This is a genomic window from Chryseobacterium sp. 6424 (assembly GCF_003692615.1).
In the GTDB taxonomy this organism is placed as follows: Bacteria; Bacteroidota; Bacteroidia; order Flavobacteriales; family Weeksellaceae; genus Kaistella.
This window is the reverse complement of the sequence record NZ_CP023540.1, coordinates 1836063-1856903: the sequence shown is the minus strand read 5'-3', so window position 1 is coordinate 1856903 and position 20841 is coordinate 1836063. Positions and strand designations below refer to the sequence as shown.

Here is a 20841-nt window from a genome sequence, read left to right as displayed (position 1 = left end):
CTTTTAAAAACACACGGAAACCCGCTACGGAGGACGAAAAGTCCTCTTTAGCGGGTTTCGTTGTGTATAGTGGTCAGAGCGGCAAAGATAAACTAAAATAAATATAAATGTCAAACTTTAAGTACAAAGAACAACACGCCGTGATCATTAAGACAGACACGGAAAAAGAACAGAAAGAGCTTTTTGAAAAGCTGAAAAAAATGGGATTTAAAAATTTAAAAGTAGTATCAGTATGAAAATTCATGTAAAACACACCTGCGATAATTTCACAGGTTTCAGAAGCGAAAAAGTAAAGAGCCTCTTTAATGCAGAAAGCGGCCATAATTGGGAGCATGTTGCTGAAATCCCCATCGAGGAAGATGGCTGGCGGATCGGTCTCATCGTAGGACCGTCCGGTTCCGGTAAAACTTCCATAGGTAAGCAGATTTGGCCTGACGCCGGTATAGTTGAACTTTCACATGGCTGGGATGCAAACCTGCCTATTATTGAAGATATCGCGCCCAATGCGGAAAACATGAACGTGGTGACCGGCGCGCTTTCCGCGGTCGGGCTTGGTGATGTTCCGGCGTGGTTACGACCGTTCAAGGTGCTATCTAACGGTGAGCAGTTCCGCGCAGGCTTGGCGCGGTTGATTTGCGACGCACCCGATAAAGTAGTGGTTGATGAGTTCACTTCGGTAGTTGACCGTCAGATTGCCAAAATCGGTGCCGCAGCCTTTGCAAAGAGTTGGCGCAAGACAGGAAAGCAGATTGTGCTACTCTCCTGCCACTATGATGTAATCGACTGGCTACAGCCAGACTGGGTTTATGATACGCGAGTATCGGAAGTAAAAAAAAAGCCCGAAGGCGGCCAGATATCCAGCTCGACATTTGGAAGGTCAACGGAAGTTACTGGCGATTTTTTAAGGAGCATTATTATTTAGACCTGAAGCACCCGCCGTGCGCTGAATACTTTGTAGGCACCGTTAATGGAGAGTTAGTCTGCCACGTTGCCGTCTGCCCAATGTTCACGGCTAAAGCCTACCGCGCAACTCGCCTGGTTGTAATGCCAGAGTGGCAAGGAGCAGGTGTTGGAACTACCTTTCTAAACGCAATTATGCAGCACCACCTTGATGGCAACGGCAGGCGTGGACATAAGTATGGAACCTTTTTTCACACTTCCCACCCGCAGCTTTGCGGCTATCTGAGAAATTCTAAAAAGTGGGTTCAAAATAGTGCGAAACTTCACGGCAGTAATAAGGCGCGGAGTAACGCATCTATTAACCGGACATCAAAGGGCTTTCCCGGCGAAATTAAGGGTGGTGTTAAAAAGGCAAACAGCGGAGGATATGGCGGGCATTTCAGAGCAATACAAGGATTTAAATATTTAGGAAATGAATAGTTATAAAGTTTTTATATCAGGACAGAAGTATTTTGCGGAGGAGGTTTTCCACCTTTGCAGGAGATTAGAGATTGAAGTGGTCGGCGTTTGTTGCCCATTGGATGATAAATATATAGGCGCAGCGGCCCGGCGGTTTGGTGTGCCTATTGTGCCTGCTGGAACGTTAACGGCTGACAAGATGCCGGCGTGTGATCTTGGAATAACAGCACACTCCTTTGACTATATTGGAAAGAAAACGCGGTATATTCCGCGCCATGGCTGGCTTGGTTACCATCCTTCACTTTTACCGCGGCATCGAGGCCGATCATCTATTGAGTGGGCAATACGGATGAAGGAATCAATTACCGGCGGGACGGTGTTCTGGTTGAACTCCGGAATAGACCGCGGCGATATTGCATACCAAGACTGGTGCTGGATTCCTCCAGAGTATTATCTTTCGCCCCAAGAATCCGCCGGAAAGCTGTGGCGTGATGAACTGTGTCCAATGGGTTTAAAGTTGCTTGAAACGGCATTGAAAGATCTTTTAAATGGTGTGATAAAACGAGTACCTCAGGATCATAAGTACAGCACTTTTGAGCCGGATACTAACGTAAAGGACATTTACCGACCCGATTTGTTAATGATTGATTATAACAAGAAAACCGCTGTATAGCGGTTTTTTTGGACATTTGGTTTTATTTTTTTTGACATTTGATTTTCGCGATTATAATTGGTCGGTGATCCTGTACTATGAAGAAAATAAACCTACAGTAAACGAAACAGATTCCTCAACATATATTACCGAAACCGAGGAAGAACTAAACGCGGATGAATTAAAAATTCTGGAATCCCTGAAATATTGGCGCAGCGAAAAAGCCAAAGACCAGAAGCTGCCCGCCTACTTTATTGCCACCAATAAGGAACTGCTTTCCATTGCACGTTACCGGCCGGCAAAAAAAGAAGAACTGCTTGACATCAAAGGTTTCGGAAAACATAAAATAGAAAATTATGGCGAAGAAATCATTGATATCCTGGATTCCATCTAAATATTAAGCCATAACCATGAGCTCATTTCTGTAGGGACCGAAACACTTTCGGTCCCTTTTTAGCGTTAGATACTGGCATTTCCTTATTTTTGCAGTAATTAGAACATCAGCTACCAAAAAAATATCAGATACGCATGAAGCCAAGCCTAGCCAAAGGGACCCGCGATTTTACCGCCACAGAAGTTATGAACAGAAGAGCAATCATCAATGTATTGCAGAAAAATTTTGAACTCTTCGGTTTTCAGCCGCTTGAAACGCCCAGTTTTGAAAACCTTTCGACACTTACCGGTAAATATGGTGAAGAAGGCGACCGGCTGATCTTTAAAATCCTGAATTCAGGTGACTTCGCCGCTAAAACAGTATCCGAAGACTGGGAGGGCAAAAATTCGCAGAAACTCATCGCCCAGATCTCTGAAAAAGCTTTACGCTATGACCTTACGGTGCCTTTTGCACGTTTCGTAGCGATGAATCACGGGCAAATGGTTTTCCCTTTCAAACGCTATCAGATTCAGCCGGTTTGGCGTGCCGACCGTCCGCAGAAAGGCCGTTTTCGTGAGTTTTACCAATGCGATGCCGATGTTGTAGGAAGTGTGAGTCTGTGGCAGGAAGTAGAACTGGTGCAGCTTTACCTAAAATCTTTCAACGAATTGCAGATACCGGTGACCATTCACATCAATAACCGTAAAATTCTTTCAGGACTCGCGGAATATGCGGGAATTTCGGATCAGTTAATTGATTTCACGGTCGCACTTGATAAACTTGATAAAATTGGGAAAGAAGGCGTGATAAAAGAGTTGCTCGAGAAAAACATCTCCCAGCAATCCATCGATAAGCTTGATTTCCTTTTCAGCCAGCGTACGGATGCGCTTGAAAATGTATTACAACTTAAAGAAAAATTTAAAGACAGCGAAACAGGCACACAAGGTGTTACAGAACTTGAATTTGTGCTAACACAATGCCTCCAGTTAGGCATCTCCGCAGAAAACCTGAAGTTTGATATTACCCTGGCTCGTGGGTTAGATTATTACACCGGCGCCATCTTCGAAGTAAAAGCCCGCGGTGTAGCCATGGGATCCATTGGTGGTGGCGGCCGTTATGATAACCTTACCGAAGTATTCGGCGTGAAAAATATACCGGGCATCGGGATTTCTTTTGGGCTAGACCGTATATATCTGGTGATGGAAGAACTTGGTCTTTTTGCTGAGCAAGCTTCGGGTTCGGTACAGTATCTTTTTGCAAACTATGGAGAAAAAGAATCGTTGGAAGCCTCAAAAATCATTATGAAACTGCGCAACTCCGGGGTTTCTACCGAACTATATCCTGAAGCGGCCAAACTGAAAAAACAGTTTACCTACGCCGAGAAGAAGGGGATTCCTAATTTGATATTCTTCGGCGAACAGGAAATCGCAGACGGAACCATTACAGTGAAAAACCTCTTAAACGGTGAACAGCGAAGCTTCTCTTTGGGTGATTTCTTGCGGGAAACTGCACACGCTGGTTAAAAGGTTTGGCAAAACTTAAAAAAATATGTGGTATTTAATTTGAAAAATTCGTATTATTGCAATCTCAAATTCAGATTTGATACCATACGGGGGATTAGCTCATCTGGCTAGAGCGTTAGACTGGCAGTCTAAAGGTGGTCGGTTCGATCCCGATATCCTCCACAAGCCATCTGCAAATGCAGGTGGCTTTTGTTTTTTTGAGAATTAAATTATTAACTTTTAGAAAGTAAAAATTATGAGCGATACAATGCACTGCCCGAAATGTGAGTCAGAATTTACTTATGCCCAAGATGACCTCATGGTATGTTCACAATGTTTCTACGAGTGGGACCCAGCGGAAGGCGAGCTGTCGGATAAGATTTTGGATATCAACGGAAACGAGTTACAGAACGGCGACTCAGTAATCGTGATGAAGGATTTGCCTGTAAAAGGCGCACCGAAACCTGTAAAAGCAGGTACAAAAGTAAAGAACATCCGCCTGCGACCAGACAGCGACCATAATATCGACTGTAAAATTGATGGATTTGGCGCTATGGCGCTGAAATCTGAATTTGTAAAGAAGGCATAAAAAAAAAGGAAAAATTTGGACAGGGTTCCGTTTCTAAAAGCTGGATTGGCTGTGGAACAACACTAATCTTCGCTTAAAAGGCAGAAAGAGAATTAACCAAAAATTTCCTTAGTCTGTAGAGTAAAGATACACAAAAAAATCCAAAGATAGTGCCAAAATACAGTAGTTTTTAGGCGATATTATCATCATTTATAGCTATTCTTTACTGAAAGAGACCGTAACTGCTCCTTCAATTCTTACGGCAGTATACATCAGGATTTCCTTGGCGTTAACGACAATCTTTGTCCAATAATAATTGCCGGCAAATCTGCTTTCCAAAACAGTAGCAGCAATACCTTCGTCGGACATCACAATTTCGTACGGGTAATAGAGGGTTTTATGCAGGCCCAATGCTGCCGCTTCCGCTTCTGTAAAAGTGTTTATCTCGCCGAAAAGTCCGGCTACGTATTCGTTGGAAGGATTTTTATACATTACTTCTGGGCTACCCGCTTGTACTATTTGCCCGCCTTTCAATACCACAATCTGGTCGAGCCAAGGCATGATCTCCTGAATTTCGTGCGTAGAAATAATCATTGAGATGCCGTGTTGCTTCACGTAGTTGAAAAGCCTTTCGCGCAGTTTTATTTTCCTGGGAAAATCCAGGTTGCTGAAAGGTTCATCCAGCAAAAGCAATTTCGGTAAAACCGACAGTGCCCGCGCAATGGCCACGCGTTGCTGCTGCCCGCCACTCAAGAATTTTGGCAGTACGTGTGCGTATGCCGTAAGTCCCACGACTTCCAGCAGTTCATTTACACGATCTTTCTTTTCTTTTAAGTTAATGTTCGAGATGAATTTGCCGACATTATCGGCCACAGTCGCATAAGGCATCAGGTCGTAATGCTGTGCTACAAACTTCATCTCGCTTTCGCCAGGTACAATGTTTTTTCGCGGTCCGTACACCGGTTTCCCATCAAAGAAGATCTCTCCTTTTTCCCAGTCCAGTAAGCCATACATCAAACTAAGCAGTGTAGATTTGCCACAACCGCTTTCGCCAGCCAATGCTACGGTCTTCCCTTTTTCAACCGTTAAATTAAGGTCACAGAAAAGTTTTGCCCGGGCAAATATGAAAAAGACAAATGTTGAATCTCTAACAGCATAGGTACAAAAATAAGTTTTTTTACTCCTAAACTTAATAAATTTGGCTATTTTAGCACAAAACAAATAAATATCAGGTCATGAAGAGCAAACTATTGAACATACTCGCCATTTCTGCAGCCGTTGCCACTACTGCCATTTCCTGCGGAAAAGATAAACCGCTAACCAGTGAAACAACAGAAGTAGCGACTACCCGCGAAGGTAACGTATACGAGCTTGATACGCTGAACAGCCGGGTAGAGTGGAAGGGTTTTAAGGTAATAAAATCCGACAATATGAGCCATTTCGGAACCATTAAATTTGAAAGTGGGGAAGTTACCGTAAAGGAAGGAAAACTCGAAAGCGGAAAATTTGTGGCTGATATGAATTCTATTAATTCAATAGACCTTAAAGGCGATGCCGAACAGCATGATAAACTGGTAGGTCACCTGAAAGACGATGATTTTTTTGGCGTAGCAAAGTTTCCTACTTCTTCTTTTGAGATTACAAAAGTGACGCCCAACCAGGGCGGCGACTATAATACGCTAATCGACGGTAACCTTACCATCAAAGGAATTACCAAGCCGGTGAGTTTTAACGCCAATGTATCCCTGAATAACGGGGAAGTGAATATTGCCACCGAACCTAAAGACATCGACCGGGAAGATTTCGGTGTGAAATTTCAGATGCCGGTCACCAATGGCGTGATTAAAAATGAAGTCAACATTCAGATCTTCATCAAAGGGATGGAACGTAAATAAACACGTTTTCTTAGCGTAAAAAAACCTGTCTTAAGAAGAGACAGGTTTTTTTATGTTTACGCTATCACGCGATTTTGGCTGCGGTCGCGTATCAGCCAAAGACCAATAAATGTAAGGAATCCGTTGATGATGATAAGTTCCACCCCAATTCGGTAATCCGTGTGCTGTGATACCAGATGATTCAGCAAATACGTAGCCACAGGGGCGATAAGTGTTACTGCAACGATGGCATACTTCCGGATGATCTGATGTTTCGTAAAGATACCGAACGCAAACAGCCCTAACAGCGGCCCATACGTATAACCGGCCACTTCCATAATAAGATATACAATAGATTTATCATCAATGGCTTTAAAAATCATGATCAGTGCAAAGAACAGCACCGTAAAAATCAGGTGGATCTGCATCCTTAATTTTTTCTTCTGTTGCTCTGTTTTAGTTTTATCTTCATTAATACCCAGTAAGTCCACACAGTAAGAACTGGTAACCGCTGTCAACGCGCCGTCAGCCGAAGGAAACAGCGCCGAAATCAGCCCGATGATGAAAATCACCGAGATAAAAAGCGGAAAATACCCTTGTAGTGACAGGGCAGGGAACAGATCGTCCCCCATGATATTGCTAATGTTGCCGGCGGAATCTTTAAAACCAAATACATTCGTGATGCTTTCCTTACCGTTTATCACTTCAGTCAATTGGGCGTATTGTGCGCCATTTTCCATCGCAAAAAGATACAGCAAGCCCCCAAGGAAAAGAAAGGCGAGGTTCACAAAAAGCAGCGTAACGGCAAACGTAAGCATATTCTTTTTAGAGTTTTTCAGGTTATCTACCGAAATGTTCTTCTGCATCATCTCTTGATCAAGGCCAGTCATCGCAATCGTAATGAACATACCTCCGAGAATTGTTTTCAGGAAAAATGTCTTCGAGTTTACATCAAAGTTTATAAAATGCGTATAATCCTTTTCCGCCAATACTGTATAAGCCTCGCCCGCACTCATGTTAAGGTTGGAAAGAATAAATCCGATACAGGCCAATAAACTCAGGATCATGAACGAAGTCTGCAGCGTGTCGGTAATCACAATGGTTTTCACACCGCCCTCAAAAGTATAGAGCAACACCATCAGCAAAATCACCGCCGCCGTAACCCAAAACGGAATACCAAGGCCCTGCAACAGGAAGATCTGAAGCACATTCACTACCAAATACAGCCGTGCAGTCGCACCAATCGAACGCGAGATAATAAAAAACAAAGACCCAATCTTATGCGCCTCCACATTAAACCGCCTGCCAAGGTAAGTGTAGATTGACGTGAGATTCATGCGGTAATACAGCGGCAACAAAATAGCGGCGACAATAAAATATCCGAGAAAAAACCCGATGACCATCATATAATACTCGAAACCGCCAAAAGGATAGTCGCCCGCAGTCATTTTCCCCACAGTGCCAGGCACCGAGATAAAAGTTACACCACTGAGGCTGGTGCCAATCATCCCGAAAGCCACCAGCCACCACTTACTTTTTTTATTCCCAATGAAGAAGGACTGGTTATCCGCGTTCCGGCTGGTAAAGTAAGAAATCACCAAAAGGCCGATAAAATACGCGAATACGAAAAGTAACAGAATAGTGGCAGAATTCATTATATGTCAAAAATTAATGGGCAAATATAGTTTTTTTGACAGTTGTAGAAGACGATGAGGTTGTTAAAATCTTTTATTTATCTTGGGCGCCATTTCCGGCTTTCACTACTCGCTTTTCCCTTATCGCGCGCCGCAGGCGGCGCGATAAGGGAAAGAGCTCAGACAGGCCGTTCAATCCGGGGCGCGGCGCAGTTTATATTTCAAATCATCTATTATAAAGTAGGGTTGGTGACAATCAATAAGCAAAAAAAACCGCTACTGATTTACAGTAGCGGCTGCTGTGTCATTAGATCAGGCGAGGACATCATGTAGTTCTCGATGCTTCTCGAATGTCGATTTCGCATACGTACAAAGCGGAATTATCTTCTTCCCATTTTCTCTGGCGTAGGCAGCGCCGGCAAAAACAAGCTCCTTCGCCAGACCTTTTCCGCCATATTCCGGGGAAACTTCCGTATGGTCGATGATTATTTTGTCTTTGCCTGCGGATGTGTAAGTCATGTTTCCGGCCTTGGTGCCTTCATAATAAAGATCAAATGAGCCTTTTTGCCCATGATTTAGGTGTTTGATATCTATCATAATATTTAATGTTTGAAGATTTTATCTCTGAGCTTTGCTCAGCGATTTTGTTGCCATATTTGTGCCCAGATGTGCAAAAAAAGATTTCTCTAGGGCAAAAAAGTGGAAGACCTGATCTTCCACTTTTCATCATTATGGCTGATGTGTTTTTTTAGGTGCCCAACGGTCGTAGGGTGACATATCGAAATTCATCACCTCATCCATATCAATACCAAGTGTGTAGGCTACTCCTTCGCCATATTCTGGGTCGGCTTTGTAGCAGTTTCGGATGTGTCGGATCTGGATGAATTTTTCAGCCCCGCCCAAATGTATCGCTGTATTTTTAAATAAAGCTTCAGCTTTACCATCTGCTTTTATAATGCGGAAAAGGTCGCCGGGTTGTGTGTAATAATCCTCATCATCATCCCGGAAGTTGTGCGTATAAGCATCACCATACAGTTCCAGCGGCGGTTCTTTGGCTTCTGGCTGCTCCTGCCATTCGCCGTAACTGTTAGGTTCATAGTGTTTTGTGGAGCCGTAGTTGCCATCTACACGCATCTGCCCATCGCGGTGGAAAGCATGGTAGGGGCATCTTGGCTTGTTTACTGGAATCTGGAAATGATTTACCCCCAGACGATAACGCTGTGCGTCCCCGTAAGAGAATAATCTGCCTTGCAGCATTTTATCTGGTGAGAAACCAATTCCCGGAACAATATTCGTAGGATTGAATGCGGCTTGCTCCACATCCTGAAAATAGTTGTCCGGATTTTTATTCAATTCAAATTCGCCTACTTCAATCAGCGGGAAATCTTTTTTAGACCAAACTTTTGTTAAATCAAACGGGTGGAAACGGTAGTGCTTGGCCTGTTCTTCGGTCATGATCTGTACAAACATGGTCCATTTCGGGAAATTCCCTTTCTCGATGTTATCATACAGATCTCTTTGTGAAGATTCACGGTCGCGGCCGATCACTTCAATCGCTTCTTCTTCAGACAGGTTTTCAATGCCCTGCTGCGTTCTAAAATGGAACTTTACCCAATGCCGTACATTATCTTTATTAATAAAACTGTAAGTATGGCTGCCGAACCCGTGCATGTGGCGGTAGCCTTTTGGGATGCCACGGTCGCTCATTACAATGGTTATTTGGTGTAATGCTTCAGGCAACAATGTCCAGAAATCCCAGTTATTATTGGCACTGCGTATATTGGTGCGCGGGTCGCGTTTTACCGCATGGTTAAGATCCGGAAACTTCATTGGGTCGCGGAAGAAGAATACCGGTGTATTATTACCAACCAGATCCCAAATGCCTTCATCGGTATAAAATTTCAGTGCAAATCCCCTGATGTCTCTTTCCGCATCTGCCGCTCCGCGTTCACCGGCAACGGTAGAAAAACGGGCGAACATTTCGGTTTTCTTGCCAATCTCACTGAAGATGTAGGCTTTAGTATATTGGGTAATATCGTGCGTTACTGTAAAGGTTCCGAAAGCGCCCGAACCTTTGGCGTGCATTCTTCTTTCGGGGATTACTTCGCGGTCGAAGTTGGCCATTTTCTCCAAAAACCAGAAATCTTGCATCAGGAGTGGGCCGCGTGGCCCGGCGGTCTGTACATTTTGGTTGTCTGGCACCGGTGCGCCAGTTTGTCGGGTAAGTCGTTTTTTGTCGTCCATGATTAATATTTTTAGTGAATGAAATTACAGAAACTTTCAGAATTATTGGTTTATTGAGGAATTTTAAATCCGAAGGAATTGATGATGACTAAAGAGACAGCCGACTCTGAAGTATGGCGCGTGGAAGTGGCACAAAGTCCTCTTCATCACCCGGTACTTTCAGGAAGGCATGGTGGTTTTGCGTGTGCCAGTTGATTTTGCCTGTTCAATAATGGTTTTGTCAGAGTTCACAAAGTTCCAGAAGATATAGCGTTCTTCGGGGAAAGGCTCTCCTCCGAAAAGGTAAAGTGTGGTGTTTTTTGCCATCTCGAACGTGCATAGTTTCGTATCTTTAGCAATAAGTAACTGTTTTACACTGTAGGTATTCCCTTCGATCATGGTGCTGCCTTCCAGCACGTACATCCCTACTTCACCGAAAAGGTTTTCCCCTATGTTCACCTCTGTGCGGGCACTGCTTTTTATTTCAAGGAAGAATAAACGGCTGTGTACCGGCACCGGGGATTTGCGACCGAAAAGTTCACCGGCGATAAGTTTATATTGCAAGTTTCCTTCTGTCCATTGTGGGATGTCTTTTGTTTCGGTATGATGGAATGTGGGTTCGCTTTGTTCCAACGCTTTAGGTAAGCCTACCCAAATCTGGAAGCCATGCAGGTTTTTATCGGTTCCGCGCAGATATGCAGGTGTACGTTCAGAGTGTACAACGCCTTTCCCGGCGGTCATCCAGTTTACAGCGCCTGGTTTGATTTCGATGTCACTTCCAAGAGAATCCTTATGCTGAATTGAACCTTCCAGCAAATATGTGAGGGTGGATAACCCAATGTGCGGGTGTGGCGGTACATCAAGATTCTGGTAATCCTTCAATGCTGCAGGACCCATGTGATCGATAAATACAAATGGACCTACCGCACGTTTCTCCCGGAAAGGTAATAACCTGCCCACCAGGAAATTGCCAATGTCGGCAGCTTTTTCTTCGATAATTAACCCGATGTTCGACATGATAGGCTATGTGTTTTTAGTATTTATAAAGTTATGTAACTTAAGACGATATTGCCAAGCGTTTTTTCACCTCTGGTATTACCTGTGTCGCAAAAAGCTCAATGGACTTCATCGTAAGTTCGTGCGGAACGAAGCTCATGCTGGCTTGCGCGAAAAACCTTGTAAACCCAAAAAGTTTGTGTTCATACACGATTTTTTCTACCACTTGCGCTACGCTGCCTACCATCAGCGATCCTTCCGCCGAGCGCATATAATCAAACTGCGCGCGAGACATGGGTTGCCAGCCGCGGCTGCGCCCTACACGGTCCATCATCTGTGCATAATAAGGGAAAAAATCATCAGCTACTTTATCGCCGTCCTCGCCGATAAAAAGGTGATTGTTAATGCCAATCTGCAACTTTTCTGCTGGTATTCCGGCTTCGAGCGCAGAATTTTTATAAAGATTAATGAAAGGTACAAACTGCCGCGGAACACCCCCGATGATGGCGAGCATCAGTGGTAAATTTAATTTGGCAGCGCGTAAGGCAGAGGCCGGGGTACCACCGGCAGCTAACCAGATGGGTAATTCACCATCTACAGCACGCGGATAAATGCCTGCCTGATGTAACGGTGCCCGAAGATTGCCGCTCCAAGTCACTTTTTCCGCTTTGTTTATCTGCAAGAGGAGTGCAAGTTTTTCTTCAAAGAGTTCATCGTAATCATTTAAATCGTAACCGAACAGCGGAAAAGATTCTATGAAGGAGCCTCGGCCTGCCATAATTTCGGCTCTGCCACCAGAAATGGCGTCTACAGTCGCAAACTGCTGATATATGCGCACCGGGTCATCCGAACTCAATACCGTAACCGCGCTCGTAAGTTTGATTTGCTGCGTCACGGCTGCGGCTGCGGCCAAAACTGTGGCAGGGGATGATACCGCATAATCGTCCCGGTGATGCTCGCCAATACCGAAAACATCTACACCCAGCTTGTCTGCGAGTTTTATTTCTTCGAGAAGGTGCTGTATCCTTTGATGAGCGTTGGTACCTTTCCCTGGATTGGGTTCTGGGGACATGTCAGCGAAAGTCATCAGTCCGAATTCTATTTTTTTCATAAGCGTTCTGTTTAATAAAATGGTTTTTAGGCAAAGCAGAATCCTACAGCGAATGATTAATGATACGTAATAACTTTTAATAATTGTACATGCGATGTTAATACTTTGCGGAAATATATCAATAGGTAAAGTTATCGCATGTTCGCTATAATACGCTTGATGTAGGATAATTTGTGATATTACGCTTCCGAACGCATGTTTTCGCCGTCCCGGTAATGCAGTCTTCTGAAAACAAAGCCTGACAGAATCGTCAGTAACCCTACAACGATGAAGGTGTATCGGAAAGCCATATGGGGGTTGCCATGCATTAATTGGGTGTTATTTTCAAATAACTTCAGCACGATAAGTCCGAATGCGATCCCAAAGCCGATGGCCAATTGCTGATTGACGGCCAGCAGCGAATTTCCACTGCTCGTGTGGCTGTTGCGAAGGTCGGCAATCGCAATGGTATTCATAGAAGTGAACTGTATGGAGTTGAAGAAACCCATGACAGCGATAATCGGTACGAACCACCAAATCGAACTATCGATTCCGGGAATACCCAAAACGCAGATCAAGATCCCAATAATAAACGTATTGGTCATCAATGTTTTACGATAGCCAATTTTATTCAATATTTTAATGACGGTAGATTTTCCTGCCATCGCCGTAAGTGCCATCGGTGCCACTATCCAGCCGGAAACTACCGCACTTTCTCCGTAAGCAATTTGTATCATCAAAGGTAACAACAACGGTATGGAACTAATCCCAAGCCGTGTCGCCAGATTACCCAAGATACCCACCCGAAATGTACGCACCTGGAAAAGATTGAGCGGAAAAATAGGGTTTTCGGTACGGCTTGCATGCCAGAAATAGTAAAAGACCATTAAGAATCCGAGTACGAAAATAAACAGGATGGGTGTTGTGTGAGACGAAGTGCCAAAAAGTTCAAGTGAGACTGACAGAAGCAGCGAAGCAGATGCGAAGATTAAAAAACCCTTCAGGTCGAAATTGATTTTCTCTGACTGATAATTGGGCATATATCGAATGCTGAGCAAGATACCCGCCAAACCTATCGGTAAGTTAATCAGGAAAATCCAGTGCCACGACAGGTAATCAACCATATAACCGCCTACTACAGGACCGAGTACGGGACCTATCAATGCCGGTACAATCGCATAGTTCATGGCGGGTAACAGTTCATTCTTATCAAAAGTCCTCATCAACGCCAGTCTGCCCACAGGCGTCATCAGGCTGCCGCCAATACCCTGCATCACACGCGAAAGTGCTAATTGTGTAAGATTCATAGATGCAGCACAAAACAGCGAGCCCAAACTGAATATTGCGACTGCGAAAATAAAAACCTTTTTGGTGCCAAATTTATCTGCCAGAAAGCCACTTACCGGCATGAAAACAGCCAGCGTAAGCACATAACTGATGATCGCGTTCTGCATATCCAGTGGTGACTCGTTCAGATCTTTGGCGATGGAAGGTAACGAGGTGTTGAGAATCGTAGAATCCAGCATTTGCATAAAGATAGCAGTAGCAAGGATGAAGGGGAGTATTTTTTTCGTGGGAGAATTGAAGGTCTGTTCCTTTGACATACAAACGTCACATCAAAAACCGCACCTATAAACAAAACCTGCATCCGGTGAAAAGAATGCAGGTCGTAACAACGGAATATTGTAAGTCTAATAACTGTCTTCATGTACACTGATAACCGCCCGCCCACTGGGGTCATTCATTTTCTTGAAGGCTTCATCCCATTCCAGGGCGATGGGTGTTGAACAAGCAACAGACGGTACTGATGGTACTGTGGCTGCGGCAGTCTCACTTGGGAAATGTTCCTCGAAGATGGTGCGATAGCGGTATTCCTCCTTATTCTGTGGTGTATTGAGCGGGAAACGGAATTTTGCGTTAGCCATCATCTCATTACTTACTTCTTTTTCAGCACATTCTTTTAACGAATCAATCCATGAGTAACCCACACCGTCAGAGAACTGTTCTTTTTGCCGCCACGCGATAGATTCTGGCAAAAGATCTTCGAAGGCTTTTCTAAGCACCCATTTCTCCATTTTGCCTTTGGTCTTATCAATCATTTTGTCTTTAGGATTTACAGACATGGCGGTGTCTATAAATTCTTTGTCAAGAAAAGGTACACGCCCCTCAATTCCCCAACTCATCAGGGCTTTGTTGGCTCGCAGGCAATCATATAAATGGAGTTTGCTGAGTTTTCTTACCGTTTCTTCATGAAATTCGCGGGCGTTGGGTGCTTTATGGAAATAAAGATAACCACCAAACAGTTCGTCACTGCCTTCGCCCGAAAGTACCATCTTGATACCCATGGATTTGATGACCCGTGCTAAGAGATACATGGGTGTAGAGGCCCGGACAGTGGTTACATCATAAGTCTCCAGATGATAAATGACATCGCGCACCGCATCCAGTCCCTCCTGAACGGTAAAATGTACTTCATGATGGATAGATCCTATATGATCTGCCGCTTTTCTTGCCGCTTCCAGATCGGGGCTGCCTTCTAAGCCTACGGCAAAACTGTGCAGGCGCGGGTACCAGGCTTCCTGCGTGTCGCCGCTCTCAATCCTGTTACGGGCATATTTTGCGGTTACAGCCGCGATTATCGAAGAGTCCAAACCGCCGGAAAGCAGTACGCCATAAGGGACATCGCTCATCAACTGGCGGTGCACTGCCGCTTCCAAGCTTTCGCGAATGGCTGAAATATCGGTCGTGTTACCTTTTACGTTCTCAAAATCTTCCCAGTCACGGTGATACCATTTCTGTAGATCATATCCATCTTCGCTGTACAGAAAATGTCCTGGCAGAAAAGTTTCGATTGTTTTACAGACACCTTCCAGAGCTTTAAGTTCTGACGCTACATAATAGTTGCCGCTGCGGTCCCAACCGTGGTACAGCGGGCAAATCCCCATGTGGTCTCTGCCTACGAGGTAAACGCCGTTTTCGGAATCGTATAATGCAAAAGCAAAGATACCGTTCAGTTTTTCTAGGAAATTTTTACCATCGCGGCGGTATAATGCGAGTATTACTTCGCAATCGGATTGGGTAAGGAACTCGTAATCGGGAAATTCTTTACGGATTTCCTGATGGTTATAGATTTCGCCGTTTACAGCGAGTACCACTTTGCCATCTTTCGTGTAAAGAGGCTGTTTGCCCGATGTGGGATCTACGATAGCCAGGCGCTCGTGCGAAAAGATTACATTTTTATCCTGGTATATCCCACTCCAGTCCGGGCCGCGGTGGCGGATTTTTTTCGACATTTCGAGTATCTGCGGCCGCAGCGTCTCAGTATTCTGTCGGGCATCAAATAAGCATACAATTCCACACATAAGATTAATTTATATAAGCAGTTATTAGTTTTTAATTAAAATTCTAATGCAAACATATCATTAAACTTTAAAAATAAAAATAAAAATCACATTTAAGTTAAATTTATTCTTTTATCAGCTTGATTTTATAAATAATATTTATCTAATGTGTAAGAAATAGTGTGTCTCCTTTAAAATTTTCAAAAAAAAAGCAACCTTTAGGCTGCCTTGCATGTTTACGTTACCGGTATTAAGATTTCCGTTCGAGGAGTGCCATATAAAACCCATCAAAGCCTTCACTTGGCATAATACGCTCTTCACGCAATAACTTATATTGGGGATTGTTCTGAAGGAAAGTTTCTACCTGTTCATTATTCTCGCTTGGTAGGATTGAGCAGGTGGCGTACACCATTTTCCCGCCTACTTTAAGCATCTTACTATAATCTTGCAGAATTTGCTGTTGTTCTTCCTTTATTCTGTCGATAAAATCTTGATCGATCTTCCATTTAGAGTCAGGATTTCTTTTCAGCACGCCAAGACCTGAGCATGGTGCGTCGATGAGCACACGGTCGGCTTTGCCATGAAGCCTTTTGATGACTTTGTTATCATCAATCAGTCGGGCTTCGATATTGTGAGCGCCAGCGCGCTTTGCGCGTCTTTTTAGTTCGGCAAGTTTCCAGTTGAAAATGTCCAAAGCGATGATTTGCCCTTTATTTCCCATCAGCGCTGCCAAATGCAGGGTTTTTCCACCGGCTCCCGCGCAGGCGTCTACCACACGCATACCTTCATGTACATCCAGCAATTCGCCAATTTTTTGTGATGACGCGTCCTGCACCTCAAAAAGACCATCTTTGAAGGCTGAGGTAAGAAAGACATTCTTTTTCTCTTCGAGCTGTACGGCGTCAGGATAATTTGGGATGGCAAAACTTTCTACGTTTTCATCTTTCAAATCCGAAATCAACTCTTTTGCGGTAGTTTTTAAAGTATTTGCACGCAGAATGGTGGGTGCCTGCTCATTGAGGGCAATCATCTCGCGCTCCCAAGTAGGGCCAAGTTCTTTTTCGAGCGTACTGGCAAGCCATTCGGGAACGGAATGTTCGATGGCTTTTGTAGGAACCGTGTTCTTCTTGAGTTTATTTAAAATATCGGCAATCTTTATTCCGTCAAATTCCTCGAATTTCTTGTAATGGGTTTTGGTCCACAGGCAATAGGCGAGTATCATCTTGTAAATATTGTTGGGCTTTGCGCCTTCGCCCATGTAATATTCGAGGCGTTTTTTCCAGCGGATGATGTCGTAGAAAATCTGCGAAACTACCTTTCGGTCTTCGCTGCCCCATTTGCGGTTGGCTTTCAGCAGCCGCTCGATTACTTTGTCGGCATATTTGCGGTCTTCAAAGAAAGTTTCGTGCAGGGCATCGTGTATTCCTATCAGTAAGTTTCGGTGTATAAGTTCCATTAAGGTAAATTTATTGTAAAGAAAACGGAGATTTCCCCGCAGCTGCAAAATTACGTTTTTTAAAGCATAATTAAATAATCGCCAGCAAGGCACTTTAATGGATAATGAAAAAGTCACCAACTGTTGGTGACTTTATGACTTTGACGAAGGTTTCTATAGTGTTTCTTGGTAAGCATTCCAGCCTGCTATCTTGTATTGCAGCGCTGCGCTTTCCGCATCTTCCGCTTTGTAAATGCCGCGACCTACGATGATGAAATCTGTATGCAGGTTTCTGAATGCATGTTCCGGTGTATGGTATTGCTGCCCTTTGGTGTCACCAGTTTCAGCAAGGCTGATGCCGGGTGTGAACAGTAATAACTCATCAGGTAGCTGTTGTTGAGATACACCGCCAATGACATTTGGATGTGCCTGGGCGACCTTAAGTGCTTCTGTATGATAATTGCGGTCGGTGAGCGTACCTGTAGAAGACATCCCTAATATGGCTACTACGCCAACATTCAGGAAGCAATCTAAAGAATTGTAGCCACCAATGACATGTGAGGTAACGAAATCTGCCCAGTTTGATATTTTGTACATCCCATAAGAAAACTGAAGTTCCTGCGTATTGCCAATATCCGCGAATTTACGGTCTTCCATCAGCAGGAAGTTGTGTTTTGTCGCCAGGTCTTTCAGTGGGAGAATGGTGGTATCAGGATCGAAATCGGTAATGATGTCGATGTGGGTCTTTAGGGCGACGATGTGAGGCCCGATGCGGTCGGCAAGGTCGAGCAGTTCATTAGTCGTCAGCACATCAGCAGAGGCAATAAGGTTTGTTTTCTTCGATATGGCAATTTCGAGCAGCTTTTTGGTGACAGAATGATCTGCGGCTTCCAGTTTCTGTTCGTAGCTAAGTCTTTTTTTATCTTCAAAAGTCACTTGGTTGCCGTTTAGAAACTGCTGTATCCGCATGACTTCATCATCACATAAATGACCTTCTTCCTGCAACATGGTACACACTTCTGAAATGGTGAACAAAGTGTGTACGCGGTAACCGCGGCTTTCCAGCAGTTCCTTGCCACCCTGCTGGCGGTCGAGAACTACGACGATATCAGATACGCTGATACCTTCATTTTCAATCTCCGGAATCGTTTCGAGCAGGGATTTCCCGGAGGTAATAACGTCTTCCACCAGCAAACAGTTTTGCCCTTTGGTATAGATACCCTCAATAAGTTTTTTCGTACCGTAGTCTTTGGCCTCCTTTCTCTTAATGATGAGTGGCAGATAGCTCTCCAGCGACATGGCCGTCGCCATCGGCAACGCGGCATATGGCACGCCACAGATAAGATCGAAATTATCCAGCGGTAACATATCGAGCAGATAATTGGCGAGTCGCTTGAGGATTTTCGGGTCAGAGGAGAGTGGACGCAAGTCTACATAAAACGGACTTTCAATACCACTTTTAAGGGTGAAGCGCCCAAATTTGATGATACCAAGCTGGTAGCATTCAAGAAAAAAATCTTTTTTACTGGTCATTTTACTTTTTACTTTATTACAAATGTAGGATTTTCGGATAGAATGTGAGGAATGCCACAAGCGATTGTAGTTGCCTGACGAGTACAATTTGCAGACCACCAGCGTGTGTGCGTGGCGATCTTGGTTAAAAATCTTTATCTTCGTACAAACCAAAAATATTTATGTCACGCAGATTCACTTTATTATTTGTATTGTTCTCTGTTATGGTCTTTGCACAGGCCGATGAGAAAAAGATTGATGAACTTATTCAACAGACTTTAAAGACCTTTGATGTACCGGGTATTTCTGTCGGTATTATAAAAGACGGCAAAACGGTGTATGCTAAAGGTTTCGGGCAACGCTCGCTGCTTACCCAACAGAAAATGGATGAAAATACGCTGGTAGGCATAGCCTCTAACTCCAAAGGGTTTACCGGTACCGCGCTGGCCATTCTTGCTGATGAGGGCAAACTGAGTTTTGATGATAAAGTGATAAAATATATCCCCGAATTCAGGATGTATGATCCCTATGTAACGCAAGAAGTCACCATCAAGGATCTTATCACTCACCGCGCCGGTCTCGGGCTAGGACAGGGCGACCTGATGTTTTTCCCGGAAGGCGGGCCACTGACAGTAAATGACATCATACACAATATACGTTACCTGAAGCCAGAACATTCTTTCCGCGCTACACTTGATTATAACAACATCATGTTCATTGTTGCCGGCGAGGTCATCCGCAGGGTTTCAGGACTTACTTGGGCAGAATTTATTGAACAGCGCATCATGAAACCGGTGGGAATGGCTGCCAGTTTCGGTAATTACAATCGTGCAAAAGCAGCCGGCGTCACCAACATTATTGACGCTCATGCGCCTGTAAACGGCAAGGCGGTAGCCGTACCACATGACTGGAACGAGACCGCGGATGCAGCGGGTGGCATCATCAGTAATATTACCGATATGACGCTGTGGGCAGACTTTCTGATGAATGGTTTTACCACCAAAGACGGTAAGAAGCTGGTTTCTGACAAACAAATACAACAACTGTGGAATCTGCACATCAATACGCCTGTCGCGATAAAAAACACCTACGACTCTAACTTTGCGGGGTACGGCCTCGGTTGGTTTTTAACCGACGTGAAGGGATATCAGCAGGTGTATCACACGGGCGGACTCATCGGTACCGTTACACAGTTTACCCTCATCCCTGATCTGAAACTCGGTATCATCGTCCTAACCAACCAACAAAGCGGCGCCGCTTTCACTGCCATTACCAATACTATTAAAGATGCTTATTTAGGGATTGAGGACCGCAACTGGCTGAAAACCCTCGCTGACCGAATGGCTAAAATGAACTCAGATTACGAAAAAGGTAAAAAAGAGGTGTTCGCCAAGTCGGCTGCCTTTAAGAAAGAGAAAAACCTGCAGCCTACAGCAAAACAGTTCACTGGTACCTACCGCGATGCCTGGTTTGGCGATGTAACCATTACGCAGGAAGGGAATACTTACCGCATCTTCTGCAAAAACTCACCACGATTGAAAGGCGAGTTACTGCCTTATTCCCAAAATACCTTTATCGCAAAGTGGGATGACCGAAGCTATGATGCAGACGCTTTCGTGATCTTCAGTTATGATGAAAACGGCAAAGCCCAAAGTGCCAAGATGAAACCTATCTCGGATATTACGGACTTCAGTTTCGATTTCGAGGATCTGGATCTGCAAAGACAGCCTTAGTCAGGATATTTATTACCCTTCCGCTGCTCCGGAAGGGTTTTTTTAATTCCTTTTTTAAAGATTTTTGGGTTCGAAATAGAATGAAAGTTTTTTGGAGGCCTGATCGAACTCGCTCCACGAATCACAGTTCAGCGTGAAACCGGCAACACCACAGGTGGGTAACGAAAGTACCTGATCGCTCATTGTATTGGCAAAATTCGAGATGCCATTATTATGTGAAAACAGCGCTACCGATGTTACATCATCTGGCAGGTCATAGATCACCGATTCGAAGTTGCTTTCATTGGGGTTGTAGAGTTTCTTATTGGTCTCCATATCAATCAGGTAGCACTGGTTGAAGATCTTACACGTATTCAGCGTACGAAGGGCGGGGCTGGTGATAAACTTATCAATCTGTATGTGATTATCTATTAGGTGACGCGCCATTTTCAGGGCATTTTCAACTCCTGTTTCGGCCAGGGGCCGGTCAAAATCCTCGGTGTCCTCAGGCCAGTCGCTTTTGGCATGGCGAATCAGGATCAGTGTTTTCATCGTTCATTTTTTTAATGA

19 protein-coding genes, 1 tRNA gene and 2 pseudogenes are annotated in these 20841 nt (G+C 44.3%); 11 read left to right on the top strand and 11 right to left on the bottom strand.

Annotated features, from left to right (window positions below; all coding sequences use genetic code 11):
• Nucleotides 1–107 precede the first annotated feature (107 nt).
• The 9 genes and pseudogenes from CO230_RS12555 to CO230_RS08585 all read left to right on the top strand — a co-directional run bounded on the left by CO230_RS12555 (nucleotide 108) and on the right by CO230_RS08585 (nucleotide 4475).
• Nucleotides 108–236 (top strand): hypothetical protein, encoded by a 129-nt coding sequence (locus CO230_RS12555; protein ID WP_262601778.1) that lies wholly within the window; start codon nucleotides 108–110, stop codon nucleotides 234–236.
• On the top strand, nucleotides 233–922 hold the full coding sequence (locus tag CO230_RS12455) for a hypothetical protein (protein WP_228438102.1): 690 nt from the start codon (nucleotides 233–235) through the stop codon (nucleotides 920–922). The genes CO230_RS12555 and CO230_RS12455 overlap by 4 nt, the downstream gene beginning before the upstream one ends.
• Nucleotides 820–1053, top strand: a pseudogene (locus CO230_RS12630) (hypothetical protein); the annotation flags it as partial. The gene CO230_RS12455 and the pseudogene CO230_RS12630, both read left to right, overlap by 103 nt.
• 42 nt (nucleotides 1054–1095) lie before the next feature.
• Nucleotides 1096–1380 (top strand): hypothetical protein, encoded by a 285-nt coding sequence (locus tag CO230_RS12550; protein WP_262601777.1) that lies wholly within the window; start codon nucleotides 1096–1098, stop codon nucleotides 1378–1380.
• Complete coding sequence (locus CO230_RS08605) at nucleotides 1373–2032, top strand: formyltransferase family protein (protein WP_122028223.1); 660 nt, start codon at nucleotides 1373–1375, stop codon at nucleotides 2030–2032. Before CO230_RS12550 ends, CO230_RS08605 begins: the two co-directional genes overlap by 8 nt.
• Before the next feature lie 31 nt (nucleotides 2033–2063).
• On the top strand, nucleotides 2064–2405 hold the full coding sequence (locus CO230_RS08600) for an HRDC domain-containing protein (RefSeq protein WP_228438100.1): 342 nt from the start codon (nucleotides 2064–2066) through the stop codon (nucleotides 2403–2405).
• Between the two features lie 134 nt (nucleotides 2406–2539).
• Nucleotides 2540–3907 (top strand): histidine--tRNA ligase, encoded by a 1368-nt coding sequence (gene hisS, locus CO230_RS08595; protein ID WP_122028221.1) that lies wholly within the window; start codon nucleotides 2540–2542, stop codon nucleotides 3905–3907.
• 88 nt (nucleotides 3908–3995) lie between these two features.
• Nucleotides 3996–4069, top strand: a tRNA-Ala gene (locus CO230_RS08590).
• A 73-nt stretch (nucleotides 4070–4142) separates the two neighbouring features.
• Complete coding sequence (locus tag CO230_RS08585; protein ID WP_122028220.1) at nucleotides 4143–4475, top strand: zinc ribbon domain-containing protein YjdM; 333 nt, start codon at nucleotides 4143–4145, stop codon at nucleotides 4473–4475.
• Between the two features lie 195 nt (nucleotides 4476–4670).
• Here the strand turns inward: CO230_RS08585 and CO230_RS08580 are convergent, their stop codons facing one another.
• Nucleotides 4671–5513: an ABC transporter ATP-binding protein gene (locus tag CO230_RS08580; protein ID WP_410492843.1), complete on the bottom strand. Its 843-nt coding sequence runs from the start codon at nucleotides 5511–5513 to the stop codon at nucleotides 4671–4673.
• 176 nt (nucleotides 5514–5689) lie between these two features.
• Here CO230_RS08580 and CO230_RS08575 point away from each other — a divergent pair, with 176 nt between their 5' ends.
• Nucleotides 5690–6349: a YceI family protein gene (locus tag CO230_RS08575; RefSeq protein ID WP_122028219.1), complete on the top strand. Its 660-nt coding sequence runs from the start codon at nucleotides 5690–5692 to the stop codon at nucleotides 6347–6349.
• A gap of 56 nt (nucleotides 6350–6405) precedes the next feature.
• Here the strand turns inward: CO230_RS08575 and CO230_RS08570 are convergent, their stop codons facing one another.
• The 9 genes and pseudogenes from CO230_RS08570 to pyrF form a co-directional block, all read right to left on the bottom strand.
• Complete coding sequence (locus CO230_RS08570) at nucleotides 6406–7983, bottom strand: sodium:solute symporter (protein ID WP_122028218.1); 1578 nt, start codon at nucleotides 7981–7983, stop codon at nucleotides 6406–6408.
• Nucleotides 7984–8274: 291 nt separating this feature from the next.
• A complete protein-coding gene (locus CO230_RS08565; protein WP_185140487.1) occupies nucleotides 8275–8559 on the bottom strand; it encodes a GNAT family N-acetyltransferase in 285 nt (94 codons plus the stop codon).
• A gap of 132 nt (nucleotides 8560–8691) precedes the next feature.
• The gene (locus tag CO230_RS08560) at nucleotides 8692–10206 is read right to left on the bottom strand and encodes a catalase (RefSeq protein ID WP_122028217.1); all 1515 of its coding nucleotides are present in this window, start codon (nucleotides 10204–10206) and stop codon (nucleotides 8692–8694) included.
• An 88-nt stretch (nucleotides 10207–10294) separates the two neighbouring features.
• Nucleotides 10295–11202: pseudogene (locus tag CO230_RS08555) on the bottom strand (pirin family protein).
• Between the two features lie 40 nt (nucleotides 11203–11242).
• Complete coding sequence (locus CO230_RS08550; RefSeq protein ID WP_122028216.1) at nucleotides 11243–12292, bottom strand: Atu2307/SP_0267 family LLM class monooxygenase; 1050 nt, start codon at nucleotides 12290–12292, stop codon at nucleotides 11243–11245.
• A gap of 179 nt (nucleotides 12293–12471) precedes the next feature.
• The gene (locus CO230_RS08545) at nucleotides 12472–13875 is read right to left on the bottom strand and encodes an MFS transporter (protein WP_122028215.1); all 1404 of its coding nucleotides are present in this window, start codon (nucleotides 13873–13875) and stop codon (nucleotides 12472–12474) included.
• 87 nt (nucleotides 13876–13962) lie between these two features.
• A complete protein-coding gene (asnB, locus tag CO230_RS08540; RefSeq protein WP_122028214.1) occupies nucleotides 13963–15633 on the bottom strand; it encodes an asparagine synthase B in 1671 nt (556 codons plus the stop codon).
• A gap of 229 nt (nucleotides 15634–15862) precedes the next feature.
• Entirely contained in the window at nucleotides 15863–17068 is a 1206-nt protein-coding gene (locus CO230_RS08535) for an RsmB/NOP family class I SAM-dependent RNA methyltransferase (protein WP_122028213.1), read from the bottom strand.
• Between the two features lie 153 nt (nucleotides 17069–17221).
• A complete protein-coding gene (pyrF, locus tag CO230_RS08530) occupies nucleotides 17222–18580 on the bottom strand; it encodes an orotidine-5'-phosphate decarboxylase (protein WP_122028212.1) in 1359 nt (452 codons plus the stop codon).
• Between the two features lie 161 nt (nucleotides 18581–18741).
• Between pyrF and CO230_RS08525 the strand changes: the two genes are divergently transcribed.
• On the top strand, nucleotides 18742–20292 hold the full coding sequence (locus CO230_RS08525; RefSeq protein WP_122028211.1) for a serine hydrolase: 1551 nt from the start codon (nucleotides 18742–18744) through the stop codon (nucleotides 20290–20292).
• 54 nt (nucleotides 20293–20346) lie between these two features.
• On the opposite strand, the gene CO230_RS08520 is transcribed toward CO230_RS08525, so the two are convergent.
• The gene (locus CO230_RS08520; RefSeq protein ID WP_122028210.1) at nucleotides 20347–20823 is read right to left on the bottom strand and encodes a SixA phosphatase family protein; all 477 of its coding nucleotides are present in this window, start codon (nucleotides 20821–20823) and stop codon (nucleotides 20347–20349) included.
• Nucleotides 20824–20841: the final 18 nt, after the last annotated feature.